21 protein-coding genes are annotated in these 23,403 nt (G+C 59.7%); 13 read left to right on the top strand and 8 right to left on the bottom strand.

The window, feature by feature from the left end:
* Positions 1 to 63: 63 nt before the first annotated feature.
* From R5R33_RS14915 to R5R33_RS14930, 4 genes are all read right to left on the bottom strand, one after another.
* Positions 64 to 2,835, bottom strand: a complete 2,772-nt coding sequence (locus R5R33_RS14915) for a valine--tRNA ligase (RefSeq protein WP_318953493.1) — start codon at positions 2,833 to 2,835, stop codon at positions 64 to 66.
* 141 nt (positions 2,836 to 2,976) lie between these two features.
* Positions 2,977 to 3,924, bottom strand: coding sequence for a hypothetical protein (locus tag R5R33_RS14920; protein WP_318953494.1), 948 nt, complete (start codon positions 3,922 to 3,924; stop codon positions 2,977 to 2,979).
* 21 nt (positions 3,925 to 3,945) lie between these two features.
* The gene (locus R5R33_RS14925; RefSeq protein WP_318953495.1) at positions 3,946 to 4,371 is read right to left on the bottom strand and encodes a DNA polymerase III subunit chi; all 426 of its coding nucleotides are present in this window, start codon (positions 4,369 to 4,371) and stop codon (positions 3,946 to 3,948) included.
* Positions 4,372 to 4,707: 336 nt separating this feature from the next.
* Entirely contained in the window at positions 4,708 to 6,177 is a 1,470-nt protein-coding gene (locus R5R33_RS14930; protein WP_318953496.1) for a leucyl aminopeptidase, read from the bottom strand.
* A gap of 329 nt (positions 6,178 to 6,506) precedes the next feature.
* Between R5R33_RS14930 and lptF the strand changes: the two genes are divergently transcribed.
* Both lptF and lptG read left to right on the top strand, forming a co-directional pair.
* Positions 6,507 to 7,655: an LPS export ABC transporter permease LptF gene (lptF, locus tag R5R33_RS14935; RefSeq protein WP_318953497.1), complete on the top strand. Its 1,149-nt coding sequence runs from the start codon at positions 6,507 to 6,509 to the stop codon at positions 7,653 to 7,655.
* Positions 7,642 to 8,703 (top strand): LPS export ABC transporter permease LptG, encoded by a 1,062-nt coding sequence (gene lptG / locus R5R33_RS14940; RefSeq protein WP_318953498.1) that lies wholly within the window; start codon positions 7,642 to 7,644, stop codon positions 8,701 to 8,703. Before lptF ends, lptG begins: the two co-directional genes overlap by 14 nt.
* 35 nt (positions 8,704 to 8,738) lie before the next feature.
* On the opposite strand, the gene R5R33_RS14945 is transcribed toward lptG, so the two are convergent.
* The gene (locus R5R33_RS14945; RefSeq protein WP_318953499.1) at positions 8,739 to 9,245 is read right to left on the bottom strand and encodes an RDD family protein; all 507 of its coding nucleotides are present in this window, start codon (positions 9,243 to 9,245) and stop codon (positions 8,739 to 8,741) included.
* A gap of 73 nt (positions 9,246 to 9,318) precedes the next feature.
* A complete protein-coding gene (locus R5R33_RS14950; RefSeq protein WP_318953500.1) occupies positions 9,319 to 9,747 on the bottom strand; it encodes a hypothetical protein in 429 nt (142 codons plus the stop codon).
* Positions 9,748 to 10,318: 571 nt separating this feature from the next.
* On the opposite strand from R5R33_RS14950, the gene R5R33_RS14955 reads away from it, so the two are divergent.
* The 5 genes from R5R33_RS14955 to R5R33_RS14975 all read left to right on the top strand — a co-directional run bounded on the left by R5R33_RS14955 (position 10,319) and on the right by R5R33_RS14975 (position 16,575).
* Entirely contained in the window at positions 10,319 to 13,066 is a 2,748-nt protein-coding gene (locus R5R33_RS14955; protein ID WP_318953501.1) for a family 20 glycosylhydrolase, read from the top strand.
* An 85-nt stretch (positions 13,067 to 13,151) separates the two neighbouring features.
* Positions 13,152 to 14,780 carry a GMC family oxidoreductase gene (locus R5R33_RS14960; protein ID WP_318953502.1) on the top strand — a complete coding sequence of 543 codons (1,629 nt, stop codon included), beginning with the start codon at positions 13,152 to 13,154 and terminating at the stop codon, positions 14,778 to 14,780.
* Positions 14,777 to 15,601 carry a 23S rRNA (guanine(745)-N(1))-methyltransferase gene (gene rlmA / locus R5R33_RS14965; RefSeq protein WP_404810370.1) on the top strand — a complete coding sequence of 275 codons (825 nt, stop codon included), beginning with the start codon at positions 14,777 to 14,779 and terminating at the stop codon, positions 15,599 to 15,601. The genes R5R33_RS14960 and rlmA overlap by 4 nt, the downstream gene beginning before the upstream one ends.
* A gap of 64 nt (positions 15,602 to 15,665) precedes the next feature.
* The gene (gene tadA, locus R5R33_RS14970) at positions 15,666 to 16,121 is read left to right on the top strand and encodes a tRNA adenosine(34) deaminase TadA (protein ID WP_449843686.1); all 456 of its coding nucleotides are present in this window, start codon (positions 15,666 to 15,668) and stop codon (positions 16,119 to 16,121) included.
* A 16-nt stretch (positions 16,122 to 16,137) separates the two neighbouring features.
* Positions 16,138 to 16,575: a potassium channel family protein gene (locus R5R33_RS14975; RefSeq protein ID WP_318953504.1), complete on the top strand. Its 438-nt coding sequence runs from the start codon at positions 16,138 to 16,140 to the stop codon at positions 16,573 to 16,575.
* A 65-nt stretch (positions 16,576 to 16,640) separates the two neighbouring features.
* On the opposite strand, the gene R5R33_RS14980 is transcribed toward R5R33_RS14975, so the two are convergent.
* Positions 16,641 to 17,216 carry an NADPH-dependent FMN reductase gene (locus R5R33_RS14980; protein ID WP_318953505.1) on the bottom strand — a complete coding sequence of 192 codons (576 nt, stop codon included), beginning with the start codon at positions 17,214 to 17,216 and terminating at the stop codon, positions 16,641 to 16,643.
* Between the two features lie 225 nt (positions 17,217 to 17,441).
* Between R5R33_RS14980 and R5R33_RS14985 the strand changes: the two genes are divergently transcribed.
* From R5R33_RS14985 to R5R33_RS15010, 6 genes are all read left to right on the top strand, one after another.
* Complete coding sequence (locus R5R33_RS14985) at positions 17,442 to 18,353, top strand: LysR family transcriptional regulator (protein ID WP_318953506.1); 912 nt, start codon at positions 17,442 to 17,444, stop codon at positions 18,351 to 18,353.
* 64 nt (positions 18,354 to 18,417) lie between these two features.
* Positions 18,418 to 19,788: a hypothetical protein gene (locus R5R33_RS14990; protein ID WP_318953507.1), complete on the top strand. Its 1,371-nt coding sequence runs from the start codon at positions 18,418 to 18,420 to the stop codon at positions 19,786 to 19,788.
* A 39-nt stretch (positions 19,789 to 19,827) separates the two neighbouring features.
* Positions 19,828 to 20,484, top strand: a complete 657-nt coding sequence (locus tag R5R33_RS14995; protein WP_318953508.1) for an SOS response-associated peptidase family protein — start codon at positions 19,828 to 19,830, stop codon at positions 20,482 to 20,484.
* Positions 20,485 to 20,642: 158 nt separating this feature from the next.
* Positions 20,643 to 21,371, top strand: a complete 729-nt coding sequence (locus tag R5R33_RS15000) for a DUF4349 domain-containing protein (RefSeq protein ID WP_318953509.1) — start codon at positions 20,643 to 20,645, stop codon at positions 21,369 to 21,371.
* A gap of 111 nt (positions 21,372 to 21,482) precedes the next feature.
* Positions 21,483 to 22,337, top strand: coding sequence for a thioredoxin (gene trxA / locus R5R33_RS15005; protein ID WP_318953510.1), 855 nt, complete (start codon positions 21,483 to 21,485; stop codon positions 22,335 to 22,337).
* A gap of 22 nt (positions 22,338 to 22,359) precedes the next feature.
* Positions 22,360 to 22,677 (top strand): Nif3-like dinuclear metal center hexameric protein, encoded by a 318-nt coding sequence (locus R5R33_RS15010; protein WP_318953511.1) that lies wholly within the window; start codon positions 22,360 to 22,362, stop codon positions 22,675 to 22,677.
* 141 nt (positions 22,678 to 22,818) lie between these two features.
* Here the strand turns inward: R5R33_RS15010 and R5R33_RS15015 are convergent, their stop codons facing one another.
* The gene (locus R5R33_RS15015) at positions 22,819 to 23,355 is read right to left on the bottom strand and encodes an NUDIX hydrolase (protein WP_318953512.1); all 537 of its coding nucleotides are present in this window, start codon (positions 23,353 to 23,355) and stop codon (positions 22,819 to 22,821) included.
* Between the last annotated feature and the right edge of the window lie 48 nt (positions 23,356 to 23,403).

Raw genomic sequence — 23,403 nt, forward strand, 5'->3', positions numbered from 1 at the left:
GGCAAAAAAATGGCGAACCGTTTCCAGTTCGCCATTTTTGTTTGCGGGTCTACAGATCCGCCATTACAGGTTCTTCAGGGATTCCAGCTGTTGAACGAAACGGCTGTGGGCAATTTCCAGATCTGCCAGTCGCGCTCTTTCCTTGTTCACCACCTCTTCCGGTGCTTTGTCGACAAAGTTGGCATTGCTGAGTTTGCCGGAAACCGCGGCCAGTTCCTTGCTCAGACGATCGATTTCTTTCTGTACGCGCGCACTTTCCGCTTCCACGTCGATCAGCCCGGCCATCGGTACCAGCAACTCCAGCTCACCGACCAGCGCAGTAGATGAGGCCGGTGCGTCGGCGCCCGCGGGTAGCGAGTCGATGGACTCGAGTTTCGCCAGCTTGGTCAGCAGTGTGCGGGTCTGATCCAGCAATTTTTGATCCGCTGCGGAAACGTTGCGCAGAATCAGGGGGATGCTTTTCGCCGGGGAAATATTCATCTCGCCGCGAATATTGCGCACACCTTCGATCACACCTTTCAGCCAGGCAATCGCCGCTTCGGCGTTCTCGTCGATGCGGTGCTCGTTCGCTACCGGATACTTCTGCAGCATGATGGTATCGCCGGACTGGCCCGCGAGCTCCTTCACGCGCTGCCAGATTTCCTCGGTAATAAACGGCATCAGCGGGTGCGCCAGGCGCAGAGTGGTTTCCAGCACGCGGATCAGGGTGCGGCGGGTACCTTTCTTCACGGCGTCGGACGCGTTGTCGTCCCACAGTACCGGCTTGGACAGTTCCAGATACCAGCTGCAGTACTCACTCCATACGAAGTCGTACAGTGCCTGGGAGGCCAGGTCGAAACGGTAGCTGTCGATGGCTTCTTTAACGGTGATCTCGGTGCGCTGCAGCTGGGAGATGATCCAGCGGTCGGCAATTGAAAGTTCGAAATTCTCGCTGCCGTCCTGACCGCAGTCGTGACCCTCGCAGTTCTGCAGTACATAGCGGGACGCGTTCCAGATCTTGTTGCAGAAGTTGCGGAAGCCCTCGATACGTCCCACGTCAAACTTGATGTCGCGGCCGGTGGAGGCCAGCGAGTAGTAGGTGTAACGCAGCGCGTCGGTGCCGTAGGCGGCGAGGCCTTCCGGGAATTCCTTGCGGGTCTGCTTTTCAATCTTGTCGCGCAGGTGCGGCTGCATCATGCCGGAGGTGCGCTTGGATACCAGGCTCTCCAGGTCGATACCGTCGATCAGATCGATGGGGTCGAGCACGTTGCCCTTGGACTTGGACATCTTCTGGCCGTGGCTGTCGCGCACCAGGCCGTGCACATACACGGTGTGGAACGGCACTTCCTTCTTGAAGTACAGGGTCAGCATCATCATGCGCGCGACCCAGAAGAAGATGATATCGAAGCCGGTTACCAGCACGGACGTCGGGTGGAACGCCGCCAGCTCCGGGGTTTCTTCCGGCCAGCCCAGGGTGCCGAAGGTCCACAGGCCGGAGGAGAACCAGGTATCGAGCACGTCGTCGTCCTGGCGCAGTTCGATATCGCCCAGGTTGTGCTTCTCGCGCACTTCTTCTTCGCTGCGGCCGACGTAGACCTTACCGTCGTTGTCGTACCACGCCGGGATGCGGTGGCCCCACCACAGCTGGCGGGAGATGCACCAGTCCTGGATATCGCGCATCCAGGAAAAGTACATGTTCTCGTAATTTTTCGGCACGAAGTTGACGCGGCCGTCTTCCACTACCTTGATGGCCTCGTCCGCCAGCGGCTGCGTTCTGACATACCACTGGTCGGTGAGCCACGGCTCGATGACCACGCCAGAGCGGTCGCCGCGGGGTACTTTCAAGGTGTGCGGTTCGATTTTTTCCAGGCAGCCGATGGTATCGAGGTCGTCGACGATCTGCTGGCGTGCGGCAAAGCGCTCCATGCCGCGGTATTTTTCCGGCACGTTGTCGTTTAGGTTGGCGTCGGCGTCGAGGATGTTGATCATCTCGAGGTTGTGGCGCTGGCCCATCTCGTAATCGTTGAAGTCGTGCGCCGGGGTGATCTTCACGCAGCCGGTGCCGAATTCGCGGTCGACGTAGTCGTCGCCGATGATCGGGATTTCACGGTCTGCCAACGGCAGCTTGATGGTCTTGCCGATCAGGTGCTTGTAGCGCTCGTCTTCCGGGTGCACCGCCACCGCGGTATCGCCGAGCATGGTCTCCGGGCGGGTAGTGGCGACAACCAGGTGGCCACTGCCATCGGTCAGCGGGTAGCGGAAGTGCCACAGGTGGCCCTGCTCTTCCTCATTCAGTACTTCCAGGTCGGAAATCGCGGTGTGCAGTTTCGGATCCCAGTTCACCAGGCGCTTGCCGCGGTAGATCAGATCGTCTTCATACAGGCGGATAAAGACTTCCTGCACCGCCTTGTAGAAGCCGTCGTCCATGGTGAAGCGCTCGCGGGACCAGTCCGGGCTGGCGCCGAGGCGACGCAGCTGGCGGGTAATGTTGCCGCCGGACTCTTCCTTCCACTCCCACACCTTCTCGATGAACTGGTCGCGGCCCAGCTCGTGACGGGTTTTGCCTTCCGCCGCCAGCAGACGCTCCACCACCATCTGGGTGGCGATACCGGCGTGGTCGGTGCCAACCTGCCACAGGGTGTTGTCACCCTTCATACGGTGGTAGCGGATCAGGGCGTCCATGATGGATTCCTGGAAGCCGTGGCCCATGTGCAGGCTGCCGGTAACGTTCGGCGGCGGGATCATGATGCAGTAGGGATCGGCGGCGGTATCGCCGGAGGGCTTGAAGTAGCCGTTGTCTTCCCAGGTTTTGTACCACTGTTGTTCGATGGCGTTGGGCTGGTATGTCTTGTCCATGCGCGGGGGAGTGCCTTGCGTTGTATGGGCTGGCCGCCCGGACATCTCGATGTCGGGGGCAGTGAATAAATAAAAGGGGCGGAATTATACCGCTGGGGCCAGTGGGGGCAAAAGGCCGGCGGACCGGTTGGTCGACCGCCGTCAGGATTTTTTCGGGTAGAGCTCGTTGAGCATCATGCTGATGCTGAGGCGCAGTTGCCGTTCCAGTTCCGGCAGCTGCTCTGCGACTAGCTGCTCGAGCAGCCGCTCGCGCTCCTCGTCGGAAAGCTTGCGATTAGTGCCAGCTGCCGCTTCAGGCTTGGCCGGGGCTGCGTAGTACGCCGGTGTGACTGCCGGGATTGGGTCCGGCCGGGGGATCTTGCCACCGGTCAGACGCGCGCGAATATGTGGGGGCAGGAAGGGGTTTTCCGTCATGGATACTGTGGTGACCTTGGGGCTGCTGGGGCTCGATGGAATTTGAGCGCTTGTCCGTGTTGCTGGTTGAGTCGCAGTGTTGGCCGGTTTTGCTGCTGGCTCAGCGGGTGCGGGTTCGATGAGCTGGAGATCGGCCAGTGATTCCGGCGCTTGTTCCTGCTCGATGTCGAACAGTTCGGGCTGGAATTCTTCCCGCACTGTTGCGGTCCGCTGTGTATTTCCCTGCGACGTTTGCTGGGGTGTCGGTTGGGTGTCATTTTTCACCGGCCACGGCTCCGCCACCGGCTTGCGCGCTTCGTCTCGCTCTGGTGCCGGTTTCGGCAGATCCTGTAACGGGCGCAGCAGTTTGAGGTCGGCCTCGCTCAGTTCCGTTGAATAATCGTCGAAATCGTCCAGTAGTTCTTCATCGATAGGGGAGAAAAGGATCGGCAGGTCGATTTCTGTCAGCGGGCGCTGTGGCGGCGTCGGCGCATAGCTCGGCGCGCGCGGCGGGGTGGTGTGTTGTTGGGCGTTGTTTACTTTCTGATCGCTGGTGGGCTCGGCTACCTGATCCAGCAGCGGAATATCGGCTTCCATGTCACTGCCCAGCAGTTCCCGCAGGGAGCTGAGTTCCCGGAGAAGTTCGTGAGGCGGCTGGCCGTTTTGGTGTCTTCTGTTTTTCTTGCGACCGGACATGGATGTGGGTTCGGGTTGCGATCAGTTGGTGATGTTGTGAGATTGTAACGGATATCCCCGATCGCGGTAGTGGGTGTATCGCGTTCTGGAACGGGCGAGCGAGCCCGGTTGCTGGCAGACGATTTCGGCGAGGCGCTCGAAACGGCTGAACCAGGCGGGGATGTCGCTACAGAGGTTGATAAGCAGGCCGTGGTGCTGGCCGGGATCTTCGCCGCTGTTGATTTCGATGGCGGCCTGCTGGACTTTGTTCTGCACGGCGTGGGGCAGGAAGCTGTCCTCCCGGTAGGTCCACAGCAGTTCGTCCAGTTGCTGCGCCTGCTCCGGGTTGTCCACTGCAATCAGTACGTGCAGTCCGCTGCGGAAGGCTTTTTCCGCAAGTCGGCAGGCAAAGGTCGGTATCTCGCCGGGATTCTCAGAGGCCAGAACGTAGAAATCGATTCGGGTCATATTACTTGCGACTGTGCGATGAAATTTGATGCGAAGGCCCTGATGCCGATGGCTGTTCGCAGGACCGTCTGCGGCCTGGATGGCCGCAGCCGAGCCCCCATGGATGGGTTTACGGCGTGTCCTGCGAACAGCCATCGGCTACAGGGCCGCCACTGCGGCAGTTTCAGAACTCCGAACTGACTTTAGTGGCGGCGCCGCTACCGGGTAGTGCCTTGCGAGACGCGCCGTGAACCCATCCATGGGGGCTCTTCCGCGAGGTCCCTCTCGCGGAAGGTCTCACAAGGCACTACCCGGTATCAGTTCCTTCGCGTCGAACTAACCACTTCGTGGTCTGATTTATTTTGATTTCAGAATGTATTGCAGCAACAGCGGTACCGGGCGGCCGGTCGCGCCTTTTGCTGCGCCAGAAATCCATGCACTACCGGCGATATCCAGGTGTGCCCAGGTGTATTCCTCGGCGAAGCGGGACAGGAAGCAGGCGGCGGTGACGGAGCCGGCTTCGCGGCCGCCAATGTTCTGCAGGTCGGCGAAGTTGGAGTTCAGCATCGGCTGGTACTCATCCCACAGTGGCATGCGCCAGGCGCGGTCGCCGGCAGTTTCGCCGGCGGCGATCAGGTCGTTGGCCAGCTGGTCCTGGTTGGCGTAAAGGCCTGTGGCGTGGTTGCCCAGGGCAATCACGCAGGCGCCGGTGAGGGTGGCGATGTCGATCACCACGCTGGGCTTGAATTTGCCCGCCCAGGTCAGGGCGTCACACAGTACCAGGCGGCCCTCGGCATCGGTGTTGAGGATCTCGATGGTCTTGCCGCTCATGGATGTAACGATGTCGCCGGGCTTGCTGGCGCGACCGCTCGGCATGTTTTCAGCGGCGGCGACGACGCCGACGACGTTCACCGGAGCATTCATTTCGACCAGCGCGTTCATCACGCCAAACACGCTGGCGGCGCCGCACATGTCGAACTTCATTTCATCCATCTGCAAACCGGGTTTGATGCTGATGCCGCCGGTGTCAAAGGTGATGCCCTTGCCGACAAGAACGATCGGCTTGTCGTTGGCTTTGCCACCCTTGTACTGCATCGCGATCATGGCTGCAGGTTCGTCACTGCCCTTGGCGACGCTCATGAAGGCACCCATGCCCAGTGCTTCCATCTTCTTGTTGTCGAGTACGGTAGTGGTGAGCTTTGGGTGTTTTTTCGCCAGCGCCTTCGCCTCATTGGCGAGGTAAGTTGGGGTGCACAGGTTGCCCGGCAGGTTACCGAGCTCGCGGGCGATGTTGCTGCCAAGTGCCTGGGCACTGCCGAGATCGGTACCGGCCTGCACCGCTTTTTGCTGCTTCTTGTCGCTTACATGCAGGGTGAATTTTGCGAGCGGATTGGGCTTGGCGTCGCTCAGGAAACGGGTGAATTTGTAACCGGCAAGGCCCGCAGCCAGTGCCAGTTGCTGGGCCTGCCACTCGATATCGGCATCGCGCACCGCCACTTCGGTAAGGTAACTGGTGGCGTCTTTGAGCGAGGTCACGGCCTTGGCGCTCGCATTGGCGAGCTTGCGGAATTCCGCCTGGGATACCGGCGCTTTGCCGGTGCGCACAAACAAAACGCGCTCGGCGTCGCCTTCCAGCAGGGACACCAGAAGCGTGCTGCCAGCGGCCTTACCCAGGTCGCCGCGCTTCAGCAGTTTGCCGAGGCTGCCGTTGCTGGCCTTGTCGAGGGCATTGCCACTATCGGTGAGCTGGTCCTTGTCGTTGACGGCGAGGATGGCGCAGGCGCTGCGCTGTTTGCTGATATCGGTGACCTTGGCGAAAAACTGCATGAAATGGTTCCTTGATGTTCTTTGTGCTCTGAAGCCACGGCCACCGGGGCGGACGTCTTGTCCGCTGCTGCCGCGCTGGCGGATTCGGGCGCTGGGGGCCAGACTCCTCAAGACGTTGCGAGCGGGCGGGGTGCGGTGGGGCCGGGCCCTGCCAGGCCGAGACATGGCCGGGCTTTTTGGTGATAATGCGCCCCGCAAGTTTAACCCGAGAAGGATCGGATTGCTTGATCGGGTGTCCTATCCGTCACCTGAGTATCCAATAATCGGATTCTCGATTTCCAATTCGCCGTTTCTTCAAAGTAAGTGCAATCAGGGAAGCTGGTCGTTCAGTGATTATTTTTCGTTACCTCTGTCGCGAGCTGCTCGGCGCAACACTGGCCGTCAGCGCGGTGCTGCTGCTGATGGTGATGAGCGGCCGTTTTGTCAAATATCTGGCGGAGGCCGCCGCCGGGGACCTGTCGGCAGGTATCCTTTTTTCACTGATGGGATTCAAGCTGCCAGGGTTTCTCGAACTGGTTATCCCCCTGGGCTTTTTCGTCGGTATCCTGCTGGCATACGGGCGTCTTTATATTGAAAGCGAGATGACGGTACTGCACGCCTGTGGCTTCAGCGAGCGCCAGCTGCTGCGCTATACCCTGCTGGTGGCGCTGCTGGTGGCGGCATTGGTAGCGGCCATGAGCCTGTACCTGACGCCGACCGGTATCGAGCGCACCTCCCATCTGCTGACCGCAGACAAGTCCCGCAATGAATTTGATCACCTGGTGCCGAAAAAATTTGTCAGCACCGAGGGCGACCGCGCCGTTTACTACGCCGAAGCCCTGAGTGAAGACCGATCCACCATGCACAATGTGTTTCTCGCGGAGCTGGGAAGCTCGCGCGGCGAGACCGAGACGGACCACCAGATTGTGACGGTGGCGCGGGAGGGCGTGCAGCAGATAGACCCGGAAACCGGCCTGCGTTACCTGGTGCTGCGGGATGGCTACCGCTATGAGGGGGTTCCCGGGCAGAGCGATTACCGCCAGATGGCGTTCTCCAGCTACGAAGTGTTGTTGGAAATCCCGCGCCTGCGTTCCAAGGCCAGCGATAAATTGCAGTCCATGACCACGGCCGAGCTGTGGAAGAGTAGCGATCCCCGCGAGCGCGTTAATCTGCATTACCGCTTCAGCCTGCCGGTGTTAGTGCTGGTGGTGGCGATCCTCGCGGTGCCCCTCAGTCGTACCAACCCGCGCCAGGGGCGTTACGCCAAAATGATACCGGCGATACTGCTTTACATTATTTATATCGTTGCACTGCAAGGGGTTCGCGGTGCCATCGAAGACGGCAAGATCGAACACGCCTGGACCATCTGGCTGGTGCATCCACCGTTTCTGATTCTCGGATTACTGCTGCTTGGTGGCGGTAATTTGCGCAAGCCGCGCAACCGTCCGGTGGGAGACAGCGGGGATAGTAACGGGGGACGCAGTGATGTCACGGCTTGATAGTTATATTGCCCGCACCGTGACACTGGCTATTCTGGCCGTGTTGATGGTGATTCTCGGTCTGGATGTGATTTCCGCGATTGTCGATCAGTACGACGATCTTGGCGGTGACTACCAGTTTTTTAATCTGCTGGAATATGTGTTGTGGACACTGCCTGAGCGTGTCTACAGTCAGCTGGGTTTTTCTGCCCTGGTTGGTTGTATGGTGGGGCTCGGTACCCTCGCCGGTACCAGCGAGCTCACCGTCATGCGCGCCTCGGGTGTGTCCATCGGTCGCATCGCCTGGGCGGTGATGAAACCGGTGATGGTGCTGATCGTGCTCGGCCTGGTACTGGCGGAGCTGGTGGTGCCGGTTACCAACCAGACCGCGGAGAGTCGCCGCGCCATCGCCAAGGGCGAGCTTGAAAACTCCGGTCTGGAGCAGGGGTTGTGGTTTAACGAAAACGGGGAGTTTGTGCATTTCAATGCGGCGCTGCCCGGAGGAACCCTGTTCGGTATCACCCGCTACCGGTTTGATGACAACCGCCAGCTGCAGCAGGTGGTGTTTTCCGAGCGCGGTCTCTATCAGGGCGGCCACTGGGAACTGCAGAACAGCCGCCAGACCAGCCTGACCCCTGAGCGAGCCAGTAGCAGCCAGGAGGCGAAGAGCATCTGGGAATCCGATATGTCGCCGGACCTGTTCGCGCTGGTGGTGCCGTTGCCTTCGGATCTGTCGCCGCGCAACCTGTGGTCTTACGGCAAATTTCTCGATCGCAAGGGTGAGGAGTCCGCCCGTTACTGGCTGGCGTTCTGGAAAAAGGTGCTGCAACCGCTCACCATCGCCGGTCTGGTGATGATGGCGATTTCCTTTATCTTTGGTCCGCTGCGGGAAGTGACCACCGGTCTGCGGGTATTTACCGGGGTAATCGTGGGGATCGTGTTCCAGACCCTGCAGGACATGCTCGGGCCCTCGTCGGTAGTGTTCGGGTTCCCGCCATTCATTGCGGTACTGGTACCGATTATCGCCAGCTTCCTGATCGGCTGGTTGCTGCTGAAGCGGGCGCGCTAGTCGCCCGCTTCAGCGCCAGGTTTATCGATTTCCCTTCAGAGCTTTTTCGCTTTTTTCTTCTTCGGCAGTTGCCGAACCTCGGAGTCTGACGCCAGATCGTGCCAGCTGGCGCGATCAATCCGCAGATAACCCCAGAAAAATCCCAGCCCCAGGCAAGCCAATGAAATCGGGCCCACCAGCGCCCGCACCAGGCACTGGTACCAGCTGAGCTGCACACCGTTGTTGTTCGCCACCATCAGACGCCAGGCGCGCATGCCGATGGTCTGCCCGGCCACACGCCAGGACCACAGGAAGTAAGCTGCAGTTACCAGCAGCAGACCCAGCTGGTACAGCGGGCCGCCGACGCAGGGGGTGTAGTCCTGGTGCTCCGGTTGGCAGTGCAGGTCCCCGAAGGTGGACGCGACCAGCATGGCGAAGAAGCCGTATACCATCCACAACCCCGCCACAATCAGGGCGTCGTAGATGAGTGCCATCAGGCGCGGAAGTACTCCGGCGTAAGGGAGGTGATTGAACTGGGTGGGGGATTTGACTGTTTCGGGCACGGGAATCTCCGCCAAAAGGAAGTGGCGGAGATTCTAGCAAATTCGCAGTGAGGAGCGACGCAAGGAGCTGACGTTAGAACTCGTACTCGAAGGATATCGAGAATTTGTCGTCCGACAGGCGGAAGTCGTAATCGAGTGCGCTGTTGATACTGCCGTGGCTATTGGTGTAGCGCAGCAGCGGGTGTTGCTTGGCGCGCTTGTGCTGTTCCATATAGGTCTTGAAACCCATCTTCAGGATTTCATTGATCGCGCGACTTCCGGTGACATTTTCAGACTGGTCGGGATAGGTGAGCACTTCCAGCCACTGGTGATTCAATCGACGCTGAACCATTCCCATGGAGTTGTTGCGCAGATTTTCGGCGGATTCGTACAGGGCGTTATTGTCCATGCCAAACGCGCTGTCGATGAAGAACGCATTGTCGGCCTGGAGATTGAGGGCACTGGAAGAGTCGGGAATGAAGATGTTGTCGTCAGCGAGCAGGCTCGCGGATACGGGAAGCAATAGTATCCCGAGCGCGGCAGACAGGCTGCTGGCTAGGCACTTGTTGGAACGAAACCGAGAACAACGAGTTTCCATCTTTCCACCCCGGGGCGTTTGTCTACATCAGTTGGTTGCTGAACAACCACTGAATTTATTATGGCTCACCCTTGCTGAACCGTTTTGTCTCACAGATTCCGTCATTTTGCCAACCCTGGGTGTGAATATTTGTGGGGTGGCAGTCACTTCTTCGCGAGCCCCGTCGTTGCTGGATATACAGAGTTTTGCCGAGTTTCCGCGGGCTGCGGGGAGGTTTCCGCCAATGTTTTTTAATACCAATTTCCCCAAGGAAATCTGCGCCTTATAAAAACTTTGTCTAGTAATCGGGAAGTTCGATCACTAGCCGCAGCTGTGGTTCAGTGGTCATATGACCATTGGCGGATATTTGGTCTTGTTGTGGTTTTACTTTCCGGCCCCGTGAATTTGTTGACAGCGTTGTCTTTTTCGCTATGGTGGACGCTTGACCGGTGTCTGTTCACTGCGTCTGCGCCTTAACAAAATCAATAGAGCACCACCCATCATAAAGAGAAGACCCATGAATCGGCTTCCCCTCTTTGCCAGTCTGGCCCTGTCGGCCTTTATCGCCTCCTGTTCCGACCCCGAGTCCGCGACCGCACCGGGTGTGGCAGAACATTCTGCCGCGGCCGCTATCTCTGCGCCCGAGCGCATTGCCGCCAATTTCTCGGTGACCCAGGAGGTGCTGACCAATTTCCAGGGCGTGGACAAATCGGTGCGCGGGCTGTGCAAGCAAGCCGGGGGCAGTGGCGCCACCTGTTCCACATACCGCATCAGCCTGATCAACAACGGCCCGGCGATCGCCGCCAATGAGCGGGACTGGGTGCTTTATTTCCACAGCGTGCGCCGCTCACTGGCGCTGACCAATAGCGATGCCTTTACCCTGGAGCGGGTCAATGGTGACCTGCACCGCCTGATCCCCACCGAGCAGTTTGCCGGTATCGCCAGTGGCGAGACCCTGGCCCTGGATATGCTCGCGGAGAGCTGGATGCAGTTTGCGTCCGACTTCCAGCCGCGCCTGTTCGTGGTGGATGCGGAAGGCGAGGCGCGGGTGATCGAGTCTACGGATACCGACGACCTGAGCGACATCGCGCTGCCGATCAACAAGAACGACCCGAACAACTGGAAACGGGCGGCAGACGACGCCAATGTGCTGGCTACCGCGGCCACCCGCTTTACCCGCTTTACTGCGGACGACGCCATCGCAAGCGCGGAGGACCAGAGCTGGCGCGGCCGAATCATTCCGCAGCCGCTCTCCACCGAGATACTTGCCGGTGCCCCCGTGGCGCTGGGCGCGGGCGTGGCGCTAGAAGCGACTGGTCTTGCCGAAGGCAGTGTGAGTGCGCTGGAGCAGCGCCTGTCGCAACTGGGCCTGGCCGCAAAAGGGGATGATGCCTATCCGGTGCAGATCGCCGTGGACAAATCGACGTTTGCGGATAAATCTGCAGGCGCCTATCGCCTGGTGGTGAGCGCCGATGGCGCCCAGGTAACCGGTGCCGACGCGGCCGGTGCCTTCTACGGCGTGCAGTCCCTGATCGCGCTGGTTGATCTCAACAGCAACAGCCTGCCGCAGGTGAAGGTGGAGGACGCACCGCGCTTCCCGCACCGCGGCATGTTCCTGGATGTCGGGCGCAATTTTCACAGCAAGGAAGTGGTGCTGAAGTTGCTGGGGCAGATGGCGGCGTACAAACTCAACCGCTTCCATTTCCATCTGTCTGACGATGAGGGCTGGCGCCTGGAAATCCCCGGCCTGCCGGAACTCACCGAGGTCGGCAGCCAGCGCTGCTTCGATCTGGCAGAGAACAAATGTCTGTTGCCGCAGCTGGGGTCCGGCCCCAATGCCGACAACTTCGGTTCCGGCTACTTCAGCGTCGACGACTATGTGGAAATCCTGCGCTACGCCGCCGACCGCCATATCGAAGTGGTGCCGGAATTTGATATGCCCGCCCACGCCCGCTCTGCCGTGGTGGCGATGGAAGCGCGTTACCGCAAGCTGAAAGATACCGACCTCGCCGCGGCGGAGGCCTACCGACTGATCGACCCCGAGGACGATACCCGGTACCTGTCGGTGCAGTTCTACGACGACAGCTATATCAACCCCTGCGTGGATTCCACCTACAACTTTGTCGGCAAGCTGATCCGCGAGGTGAAGGCCATGCACGACACCGCCGGCGTGCCGCTGCAAAGCTGGCATTTCGGTGGCGACGAGGCGATCAACATCCTCGCCTCCGACGCGTTTGAAGTGGGTCCGGGTAATGACCCTGAGAAAGGCGATACCAGCGCCGACAAGCGCAGCAAGCCCTGGAGCAACTCGCCCCAGTGCCAGAAACTGATTGCCGGCGGCGAAGTGAAAGCCCTTGACGAGCTGGGCGAACTCTATGCCAAGCGCGTGAGCAAACTGGTGGCTGAGGCGGGAATTCCCACCATGGCCGCGTGGAACGACGGCGTGAAAAAAATCGGCAACGCCAGCGAGGAACTGGCGACCGAACACAACTTTGTGAATTCCTGGGCGCCGCTGTTCTGGGGCGGCGGCGATGAGAGCGCGCACTTTGCCGAAACCGGTTTTGACCTGGTGCAGTCTCACTCCGACTACCTCTACTTTGATATGCCCCAGGAAGTGGACCCGGCGGAGCGCGGTTATTACTGGGCCTCCCGCTATACCGATGTGCGCAAGACCTTTAGTTACGCGCCGCTGAACACTGCGCAACAGGCGGAAATCTACCCCAACCGCGACGGCCACGGCTGGAGCGCCACCTCGCCGGCCCCGGAATTTGCCGACAGTGTGCGCGGCATCCAGGGGCAGCTGTGGAGCGAAGTTGTGCGCACCGATGAAGCGGTGGAGTACCAGGTATTCCCGCGCCTGCTGGCACTGGCGGAGCGGGCCTGGCACCAGGCGAGCTGGGAGCTGCCGCTGCAACAGGGGCAGAAGTTCTCCGCGGAAACGACCTTTGTGGACAAGCAGGCGCTCGCGCGCGACTGGGCCGGTTTCTCTGCGGCACTCGGCAACAAAGAGCTGCTGAAGCTGGATCGCGCAGGCATTGGCTATCGCGTACCGGTGCCCGGTGCGCTGGTAGCCGGCGATCGCGTGAAAACCGCACTGCCGTATCCGGGCCTGGCACTGGAATACTTTGATGGCGAGCAGTGGCAGCCCCTCAGCGAGGGCATAGCCCCGCAGGCGATCCAGTCCCTGCGCGCAAAGAGCGCCGACGGCCAGCGCGCCAGCCGCGAAGTGATGCTGGAACCTTCGGCCAGCCTGAGTGCAAATTAAGTCACTCTCTCGACCTGCCGCCTTGGCTAGAATGTTCTGATCATCCACTACCAGCGATGATCAGAACAATGGACTGGAGGCGGGTATGGGTAAAAGTCGGGTCTACGACTATGTGATTGTGGGGGCGGGCTCCGCGGGTTGTGTGCTGGCCAACCGCCTGAGCGAAGACGAACAGAATCGTGTGTGCCTGCTGGAAGCCGGTCCCTCCGATCACAACCTGTTGATCCAGATGCCCGCAGGTATCGGCTACCTGCTGCCGGGCAAGCGCTTCAACAGGCACTTCTATACCGAACCCCAACCCAACCTCGACAATCGCCGCCTGTTCTGGCCGCGGGGTAGGGTGCTGGGTGGCAGCAGTGCCATCAACGCCATGATCTATACCCGCGGCAACCCCGGGGATTACGACGCCTGGGAACGGGCCGGCAATCCCGGTTGGGGCTGGTCCGGCATGCTGCCGTACTTCCTGCTGGCGGAAGGCAACCAGCGTGGCAGCGACGCCTATCACAGTGGTTACGGTCCGCTCACCGTTTCGGACCTCAAATGGAAATCGGCCGCCGGGCGCGCTTTCGTGCAGGCCGGGCTGGAGGCCGGTTACCGCTCCAACCACGATTTCAACGGCTACCAGCAGAACGGCGTGGGTTTCTATCAGGTCACGCAGAAATTGGGCCGGCGCTGCTCTGCCGCCACTGCCTATCTTTACCCGGTAAAGAATCGTCCCAACCTCAGTATATTTACCAGCGCAGAGGTGGCGGGGCTCGATTTCAAGGGCAGCCGGGTGAGTGCAGTGACCCTGCAAAATGGCCACCGCATTATTGCCAACAAGGAAATCATCCTCTGTGCCGGCGCTATCCAGTCGCCACAGCTACTGATGCTCTCCGGTATCGGCCCCGAGGCAGAACTGAAAAAAATGGGCATCTTGCCCCAGTGCCACCTGCCTGGCGTCGGCCAGAACTTGCAGGACCATCTGGATATTTCCCAGGTGGTGGAGACCGATCGCGCGGTGGGCTTCAACGATGCCTTTTTTCCCAAACTCGCCACCGCCATGCGCCTGCCGGAATACCTGCTGCTCAATCGCGGCATGCTCACCAACAACGTGGCGGAAGCCGGCGGCTTTGCCAGTTCCAGCCTCGCGGTCGAGAACCCGGATATCCAGTTTCACTTAAGCGCCGCGCCGCTGTTCAAACACGGCCTGGAAAAAAAAGCCGGCAACGGTTACACCCTGCACGCCTGCGCACTGAGGCCGAAAAGCCGCGGCCATATTGCGCTTGCCTCCCGCGATCCCAAGGCACCGCCACTGATCCAGCCCAACTATCTCGACGATCCACACGACCTCCAGGTATTGATCGAGGGGTTTGAGATGGCCCGCGACATCATTGGCCAGTCCGCGCTGAAAACACTGCAGAAACGCTGGTGGGCGCCGGCAGAAATGCTGACCGACCGAGACGCGATTGCGAATTTCATTCGCCAGAATGCCGAGACCATCTACCACCCCGTGGGTACCTGCAAAATGGGGGACGATGATTTTGCGGTGGTGGATAGCCAGCTGCGAGTGCGGGGCGTGGATGGACTGCGGGTAGTGGATGCCTCCATAATGCCCACCCTCATCAGCGGCAACACCAATGCACCGGTGATTGCCATCGCCGAAAAAGCGGCGGAAATGATCCTGAACAAACCCGCCGTGCAGAAAACACAGGAAATCAGCGAAAGCGCATGATCTGGCAGTGCCCTCATTGCAATCACCCCTTGACGCTCGAAAGCCAAAGCTGGCGTTGCAGTAACGGCCACAGTTTCGACCGCGCGAAAGAGGGCTACGTAAACCTGCTGCCGGTGCAGCAGAAACACAGCCGCGAGCCGGGAGATTCCGCGGAAATGCTCGGCGCGCGTCGGCACTTCCTCGAGGCCGGATATTACGGCCCGCTGGCTCAGGCCATCTGCGCGCAACTCCTACTAAACGCGCAGGGCGAGAATCCGGTACTGCTGGATCTCGGTTGTGGTGAAGGCTATTACGCACGCAAGCTGGCGGAACGCGGCTGGTCCCCGTCGAATATCTACGGTGTAGATATCGCCAAGGCCGGTGTGCGGCTGGCGGCAAAAAAACAGTCCCAGGCAAACTTTGCCGTGGCCAGCAGCTTCCATCTGCCGGTGGCAGATGACAGTGTCGATGCGCTGCTGCGGGTATTTGCGCCGGGGCCGGCGGAAGAACTGGTGCGGGTACTGAAGCCCGGCGCCAGTCTGCTGGATGTTGCGCCGGGCCCCGAGCACCTGTGGAGCCTGAAAACCCGTCTGTACGACACCCCGCAGCAGCACACGGCACCCGCGCCGGTGCCGGGGCTTGAACTCGCCAGTGAGTTGCGCTTGGTCTTCCCGCTGAATATTGAAACCAATGAAGCGGTCAGGAATTTCCTGGCGATGACCCCCTTCGCCTGGAAGGGACGCAGTGAGGCGCGTGAGTTGCTGGAGCAGCAGAATTACCTGCACCTGGAGGCGGACTTTCTGTTGCGGCGCTTCGTCAAACCGGCGAGCGCAAGCGAATAAACATCCATAACATTGCGTACTGAGTCGCGTAACAACAATCGCGTAACAACTAAGGGCCGTAAACTTGGCGACACCGCGGGATTACATGTTCATGCAGCAGGCGTTGGGGCTTGCGGCCAGAGCTGCCGAACTGGGAGAGGTACCGGTCGGTGCGCTGGTGGTATTGGACGGGGAAGTCATTGGTGAGGGCTTCAATCAGCCGATTACCGCATCGGACCCCAGTGCCCATGCCGAAGTGGTTGCACTGCGTGCCGCCGCCACGCACATGAACAACTACCGCCTGCCCGGCGCCACCCTGTACGTCACCATTGAGCCCTGCACCATGTGCTTCGGCACCCTGGTACACGCGCGTATTGCGCGCCTGGTCTACGGCGCCGCGGAACCTCGCGCCGGTGTGGTGGTGAGCCAGTTACAGTTGGCGGAACAGACGTTTTTCAATCACAAAATCCAGGTGGAAGGCGGGGTCATGCAGGACGAGGCCGGCACACTGGTAAGGGATTTTTTCCAGAAGCGACGTTAACCAGAACTTCACTGATATGTTGATGACATTCCTGATCAACAGCCTACTGGTCGCCTGCGCTGTCGTGATTCACCACGAGGTGCTGAACGGCCTGTTCAAGCTGGGGCACAAGCTGCAGTTGCGGCGCAACCTCGGGGTTTTGATGGGGGTATTCGGAGCGCTGATCGGACACGTCGCCGAGATCTGGATGTTCGCGTTTGGCTATTACTTTATGTACAGCTCGCCGTTCTTCGGCACCCTGACGGGTAATTTCAACGGTACCCTGATCGACTGTGCGTACTTTTCCTTCACCACCTACACCTCCCTCGGTTTTGGCGATGTCGAGCCCCACGGCGAGCTGCGTTTTACCGCCGGCCTTGAGGCCCTTACCGGTTTGGTGTTGATCACCTGGACCGCGTCCTTCCTGTTCCTGAAGATGCAGAAATACTGGCAGCGATACGAACAGGAAAGTTGAGGTGAGGGCAGTTGCCCTCACCCGGATTTACCGGCGCTCGAACCGCCGTCCAGACAGGCGCTGGCTCACACCGCAATGGCGGCCAGGGTCTGTTCCACCAGCGCGCGCAGCTGATTCCTTGCGCCATCGTCCACCAGGTTTCCCTCGGCATCGAAAATATTCATGGATTCCGGAACGGCCAGCATGGTGGGGGCAATCCAGGTACCCAGTGGCTGCAGGATATCCCGCAGGTGATTGAGTCCGCGCATGCCGCCGAGGCCGCCCGGTGAGGTGGCGAACAGTGCGGCGCGACGGCCCTGGAAAACTTCGGCGCGGCCGTACTGGCCATCCGGTCGGGATACCCAGTCGATCAGGTTTTTCAACGCGGCGGTGACCGAACCGTTGTACTCGGGGCTCGCAATCAGCAGGCCGTCGGCGCTGGCAAACAGGTCCTTCAGGCGGCTGACCTGCTCGGGCAGGCCGGCGGCTTCGATGTCTTCGTCGAACAGGGGCAGGGGGAAATCGCGCAGGTTCACTTCCACCACTTCGGCGCCGGCATCTCGCGCCATTTGCGCGGCGGCGGAAGCCAGCAGGCGGTTCCAGGAATCCTGGCGCAGGCTACCGGCGAGCGCCAGCAGGCGGGGTTTGCGGTTGTTGTTCATGATCGTACCTCTGGTGTTTTTGGCGGGCGGTGTTTGTGGCGGGCCGCCCCGTCTTTCGGGGGAGGGCCGGTATCGTTGATGGCGCATTCTGGCAAATGTGACCGCGAGCAGAAATGCTATACCTGCAATGTTTCTGTGCGTATTTGCACAGATGGTCTATGAACGTTAGAGTCTGATTGGTCAGCTTTTGCGTCCGCTTGTCAGTTCAAATAACGGGAGACTTGCATGTCCGGCAGTTCGGTCAAGGACTGGAACAACCTGCACTATGCGTTGGCGGTCGCACGCGCTGGCACCCTGTCGGGTGCGGCACTGGAGCTGGAGGTTTCCCATTCCACCGTGCTGCGGCGTATCGATGCGCTGGAGAAGGCATTAAAAACCCGTCTGTTCATTCGTCATCCCCGTGGCTACGTGCCTACCGAGGCCGGGCAGATCCTGGTGCGTGCCGCGGAAAACATGCAGGATCAACTGGACCTGCTGGTGGGTAAGATGCAGGGGGTGGATGAAGCGCTGCACGGCACACTCATCATTACTACCGTCAACACCCTGATCCCGCAGCTGATGCCCATCATGCGTGAATTTCAGGTGCAGAACCCGCAGGTGCAACTACAGCTGGTGGCGGACCGGCGCCACCTGCGACTGGAACACGGCGAGGCGCATATCGGCATCCGCCCGGGTGCCAGGCCCAGCGAGCCGGACTACGTGGTGCAGCCGGGCATCACACTGCAGAACTCCCTGTACGCCTCCGATGCCTATATCCGCGAGTGCGGGCCGCTGACAAGTCGCGACGATCTGTCCGGCCACCGCTTTATCGCACCGGTGGAGGCGTACGATTTCATCCCCAGCCTGGACTGGATTGCCAAGCGGGTGCCGGAAGAGCAGGTCGTGTTCCGCTGCAATGAATTTTCCGGGTTCGAGGATGCCGCGCGCAGCGGCGTGGGAATCGCCGCCCTGCACAGCTGGTGCGCGGAAGCGCGTCCGGGACTGCGGCGTATGATCGAGCCGCCGGAGGAGTGGCGTACCAACTTGTGGTTGGTGACGCACCGGGATATGCACCGCACGCGCAAGGTGCAGCTGTTTCTGGAGTGGATCAAACAGGCGCTGGCGCGTCTGCCACCAGAGATCGGCGTGAAACCCTGAATCGACTATGATCGTCGGCGATGAAGTTAAACTCTCTCAAGAATTTTCAACCGGAAGAATGTGCGTGAAAAAAATAATGACCTCTGCGGCAATGTGCCTGCTTGTTGCGATACAGGCGGGTTGTGATGCCCGCAAGACGGAAAATACCCAGGCTCCGTCTTCAAGCGAAACTTCACCGTCAGTGGCGAAAGCGACGCCGGAAACTCCGGTAGACGATACCGCGCTGGACCAGTTGGCGGAAGATTACGTGCGCCTGGTGCTGACCCTGGGTAAACACGATAAAAGCTATGTGGATGCCTACTACGGCCCCGCGGCGTGGAAGGAGGAAGCGGAAGCGGATCAGGCCTCACCGGCGGAACTCGCCAGCCGCGCGGAATTGCTGCTGGCCAAACTACCGGAAACCATCGAGCCGGCGAGCGACCTGCAGACGCTGCGCCAGCACTACCTGAAGACCCAGCTCGGTGCGGTGGTGGCCCATGCCCACCAGCTCGCCGATGCTAGTTACCGAAATTTCCAGCGCGAGGCCAACGATCTTTACGACACCGAACCGCCGGTACAGCATTATGCGGAATTTGATAAGGAACTGGCGGCGCTGGAAAAAGAGCTACCGGGAAGCGAACCGCTGCATATTCGCGTGCAGCAATTCCAGCAACAGTATCGGATTCCGGAAGACCGGCTGGATGCGGTGTTCAACGCCGCCATCGACGAGTGTAAAAAACGCACCAAGGCGCATATCCAGTTGCCGCAAAACGAGAGCTTCCGGCTCGAATACGTACAGGACAAACCCTGGAGTGGCTACAACTGGTACCAGGGCGATGCCCACAGCCTGATCCAGATCAACACCGAACTTCCCATCTATATCGACCGCGCCGTGGATCTCGGCTGCCACGAGGGTTATCCGGGTCACCACACCTACAATGCACTGCTGGAGCAAAAGCTGGTGAAGGATCGCGGCTGGGTGGAGTACAGCGTGTACCCATTGTTCAGCCCGCAATCCCTGATCGCCGAAGGCAGCGCCAACTACGGAATCGACCTCGCATTTCCCGGCGATGAAAAAACGCGTTTTGAGCAGGAGACCCTGTACCCGCTCGCCGGTCTCGATCCCGCCGGTGCAGAAAAATACCAGCGGGTACTGGATCTGCTGGGGAAACTCAAGTTCGCGGAAAATATCGTTGCGCGGGAATATATCGACGGCGACATAAACCGCGAGGAGGCCATCGCCCGCTTCCAGAAATACACTGCCATGAGCCCGGAAAAGGCTGCGCAGCGCGTGCGGTTCGTGGATGCCTACGGCGCCTACGTGATCAACTACAACTGGGGCAAACAGCTGGTGGCGGAATATGTGGAGCAGGGCGCGGATTCACCGGATGAGCGCTGGGAAAAATTTTCCAGGCTGCTTTCATCTCCCCGCTTGCCCTCGTCACTGAACTGGTAATTGCGGGGATTATTGCCGTGGCAATGTATGGCGGAGCCTATGTGCAGTGTCTTTGACGTCAACGACGATGCAGGCATAGAGCGCTTTCTGGAAGAGTGTGGTGTGCTGCACCCGCAGCGCATGTTGTTCGGGCGCCGCCGGCGCCCCACCACCCTGGTAAGTATTGTCACTGCGCGCCACGGCCAGCCGGAAGTGGAAAATGCCATCTGGCATCTGTACCTGGAAAAGAGTGGTGACCAGTGGAAACCGCATAAAAAGTACTGGTCTATCAACAGCAACTGGCAAAAGCTGCCGCAGCGCCCGGAATACCGCAAATCCCGCTGCCTGATCCCCGCCACCGCCTGGGTGGAGAGCCAGCACGGCAAGAATCCGGTGGAGTTCAGTTTCGGTGAACCGTTCTTTTTCTGCGGCCTGTACAAAACCTGGGGCGATCTGCTGAGTTGTTCCATCATTACGCTGGCGGCGCACCCGAGCACCGCAAAATATCACGAGAAAAGCTTCCCCATGATCGCGCCAAAAGACGGGGAGTTTGTCGAGCGGTGGCTACAGGGTGGGGAAGACACAGAGCCGTTTGAGCCTTACCTACACCCGGATATCCAGTTGGGCAACCATCGGCTGACGGTGCAGCCGCTACATAAGGCCATGGGTACGGAATACACCGGTGATTCCATACAGGTAGGGCAAGTCGCGCGCTGAAACCGTCGGGCAGACTCACACATGAACAATCAGGTATCATGCGCCCAGATATTCAGCGGAAACCAAGACTAAAAATGACCATTCTGAGACTGATCTTCGTACTACTGCTGACTGTGTTGGCTTCCTGTTCGAGCAGGAGTTCTAATGATTCCGCTGTAATGGCAGACATTGTTGTCCCCGCATCGATGAAAGCCGCGGAAATGGCGCAGCGGCAGCGTGAACAATACCTCGCTTATACACATCGCTTATCTATTGCGTTGCCCTCTGCGCAGCTGGAGAAGCACTATAACCAGATTCTGGATTGGTGCAGCGCGGCAGAGCGTTTTCGTTGCACCATGTTGCAGAGCCAGTTGGAGACCGATAATTACGTCAGTGCACGCTTAGAGCTGCGTATTGTGCCGGAAGGCGTTGCCGAGTTGCTGGAGCTCGTATCGGGCTCAGGCGAAGTTACCAGTAAGGCCACATCGGTCGAGGACTTGGGCGATGCCATCGTCGACAACCAGAAAAGGCTTGAGTTGTTGAAGAATTACCGGGATCGCCTGGAGGTTCTGAGTGGCAAGCCCAACAATGACGTGGATGCATTGATCAAACTGGCCGGTGAGATGGCCAAGGTTCAGTCAGATCTGGAGTTGGCGAGCGGACAGCGGCAGAAATTGTTACAACGTGTCGAAATGGATCTGGTCACCATTTATTTCCATGCGCACTCCCAACGTTCCTTCCTGTCCCCTATCAAAACGGCATTCAAAGAATTTGGAAGCAAGTTATCCCGTGGGGTTGCCGATGCGGTAACCGCAGTTGCTTACTTGCTGCCCTGGTCTCTGCTGCTGCTGATCACACTGTTCATCATTCGCGCGATATGGCGACGAGTCCGGCGTGCTGGTAAGTAATTACACGATTGCGACGTCGCGGAGCGTGAGGTTCGATGCCTGCGACCCAACGAACAGGTGCAGTAGCGTGTACCATTCGTCAAATACAGAGCGGTTCAATGAGGATTGGTTTTGAACGAACATATTATTGATGTCACAGCCCAGAATGCCCAGCAGGTTTTGATCGAAGAATCCATGAAGCGCCCGGTGGTGGTGGATGTGTGGGCGGACTGGTGTGAACCCTGCAAGCAGCTGATGCCGGTGCTGGAAAAGCTGGCGAGGGAATACGCCGGTCAGTTCCTGCTGGCAAAGCTGAACGCCGACACAGAACAGATGCTGGCAGGACAGCTGGGGGTGCGCAGCCTGCCGACGGTGATGGTGCTGAAGGACGGCCAGCCGGTGGACGGCTTTGCCGGTGCCCAACCGGAAAAACAGATCCGCGAGATGCTGGACAAGTACCTGCCCAAGCCCTGGGATATCCAGCTGCAGCGCGCACAGAAACTGGTCGGTGAGGGCGAACTGGATGAGGCGCTGCCGATTCTGCGCCAGGCCTACGGCGACTCCAGCGAGCGCGCGGATATCGCCAAGCAGTACGCCGCGGTACTGCTGGAGAAAAACCGCACCAAGGACGCAGAAGCGGTGCTCGGCAAGATATTGCTGGCGGACCAGGACGGCGATTACCAGCAGCTGATGGCACAGCTGGAGCTTAAACTGCAGGCGGCGGAATCCCCGGAGATCAAGGCATTGCAGCAGGCGCTGGAAGCCAATCCGGAAGATTTTGACTCCGCGCACCAGTTGGCCGTGCAATACAGTCAGGCCGAGCGCCACGAAGAGGCACTGGAGTTGCTGCTGAATATTCTGCGCCGGGATATGGGCTATGCGGATGGTGCGGTGAAGCAGGCGTACCTGGATATCGTCAAGGCACTGGGCAAGGGCGATCCGGTGGCAACCGCCTACCAGCGCAAACTGATGACCCTGTTGTTCTGATATTTTTTAAGAGAGCAGCGCCTTGTTCAAACTCTGCGTGTATATCCCCGAGTCACACCTCGAAGCGGTGAAACAGGCGCTGTTTGCCGCCGGTGCCGGGCGCATCGGCGATTACGACAGCTGCTGTTGGCAGGTGCTTGGCACAGGCCAGTTCCGCCCGTTGGATGGCAGTCAGCCGTTTATCGGCCAGCAGGGACAGGTCGAACAGGTGGCGGAGTACCGGGTGGAAACCGTGTGTGCGGATGCGCTGGTGGACGAGGTGCTCGCCGCCATGCGCCGCGCCCATCCCTATGAAGAACCTGCGTTTGACTTGTGGCGGCTGGATAGCCGCTGCGGTTAGGTAATCACTGAAAAGCTACTGCGCGTGCGGCTGGCGGCAACCGGCGGTGCTCGGAATGCTCATGTATTACTTATACATTCCGCTTCCTCCGCTCCGGCGGCCACCACCAGCCACTCGCTCGCTACACTTTTCTGCGATTCCCTAGAGCTTCCGCTCGATCACCCCGCGGTGCAGCTGGTATATGCCTTTTTCCCGGTCGCGGAAGTAGTGCTTCAGTGTCTGGGTCATCACCGGGAAGGCCATCTCGTCCCAGGGAATGTCTTTCTCTTCAAACAGTTCCACTTCCAGTGATTCCGGCCCCGGACCGAAGTCCGTGTCGGTGAGCTCCCCGCGGTACATCAGGTACACCTGGTTGATGTGGGGAATGTCGTACACGGAGAAAAGTTCGTCCACGCGCAGTTTTGCGCGCGCCTCCTCCCAGGATTCCCGCACCGCGCCCTGTTCGCTGCTCTCGCCGTTTTCCATAAAGCCGGCGGGCAGGGTCCACAGACCGTGGCGGGGCTCGATGGCGCGTTTACACAGTAATACCCGGTCGCCCAGGTAGGGGAGGGTGCCCACGATCACGCGGGGGTTTACGTAGTGAATGGCACCGCAGTCCCGGCACATGTGACGGGGGCGGTCGTCCCCGGTGGGGATCTCGAATACGACGGTGTGGCCGCAATGGCTGCAAAATTTCATCGCGGCAGTATACGCGTGATAGGCGCGGTGCGGAATTGCGTCGGCCGT

Origin of the sequence: Microbulbifer pacificus (assembly GCF_033723955.1) — a bacterium.
Lineage (GTDB): Bacteria > Pseudomonadota > Gammaproteobacteria > Pseudomonadales > Cellvibrionaceae > Microbulbifer > Microbulbifer pacificus.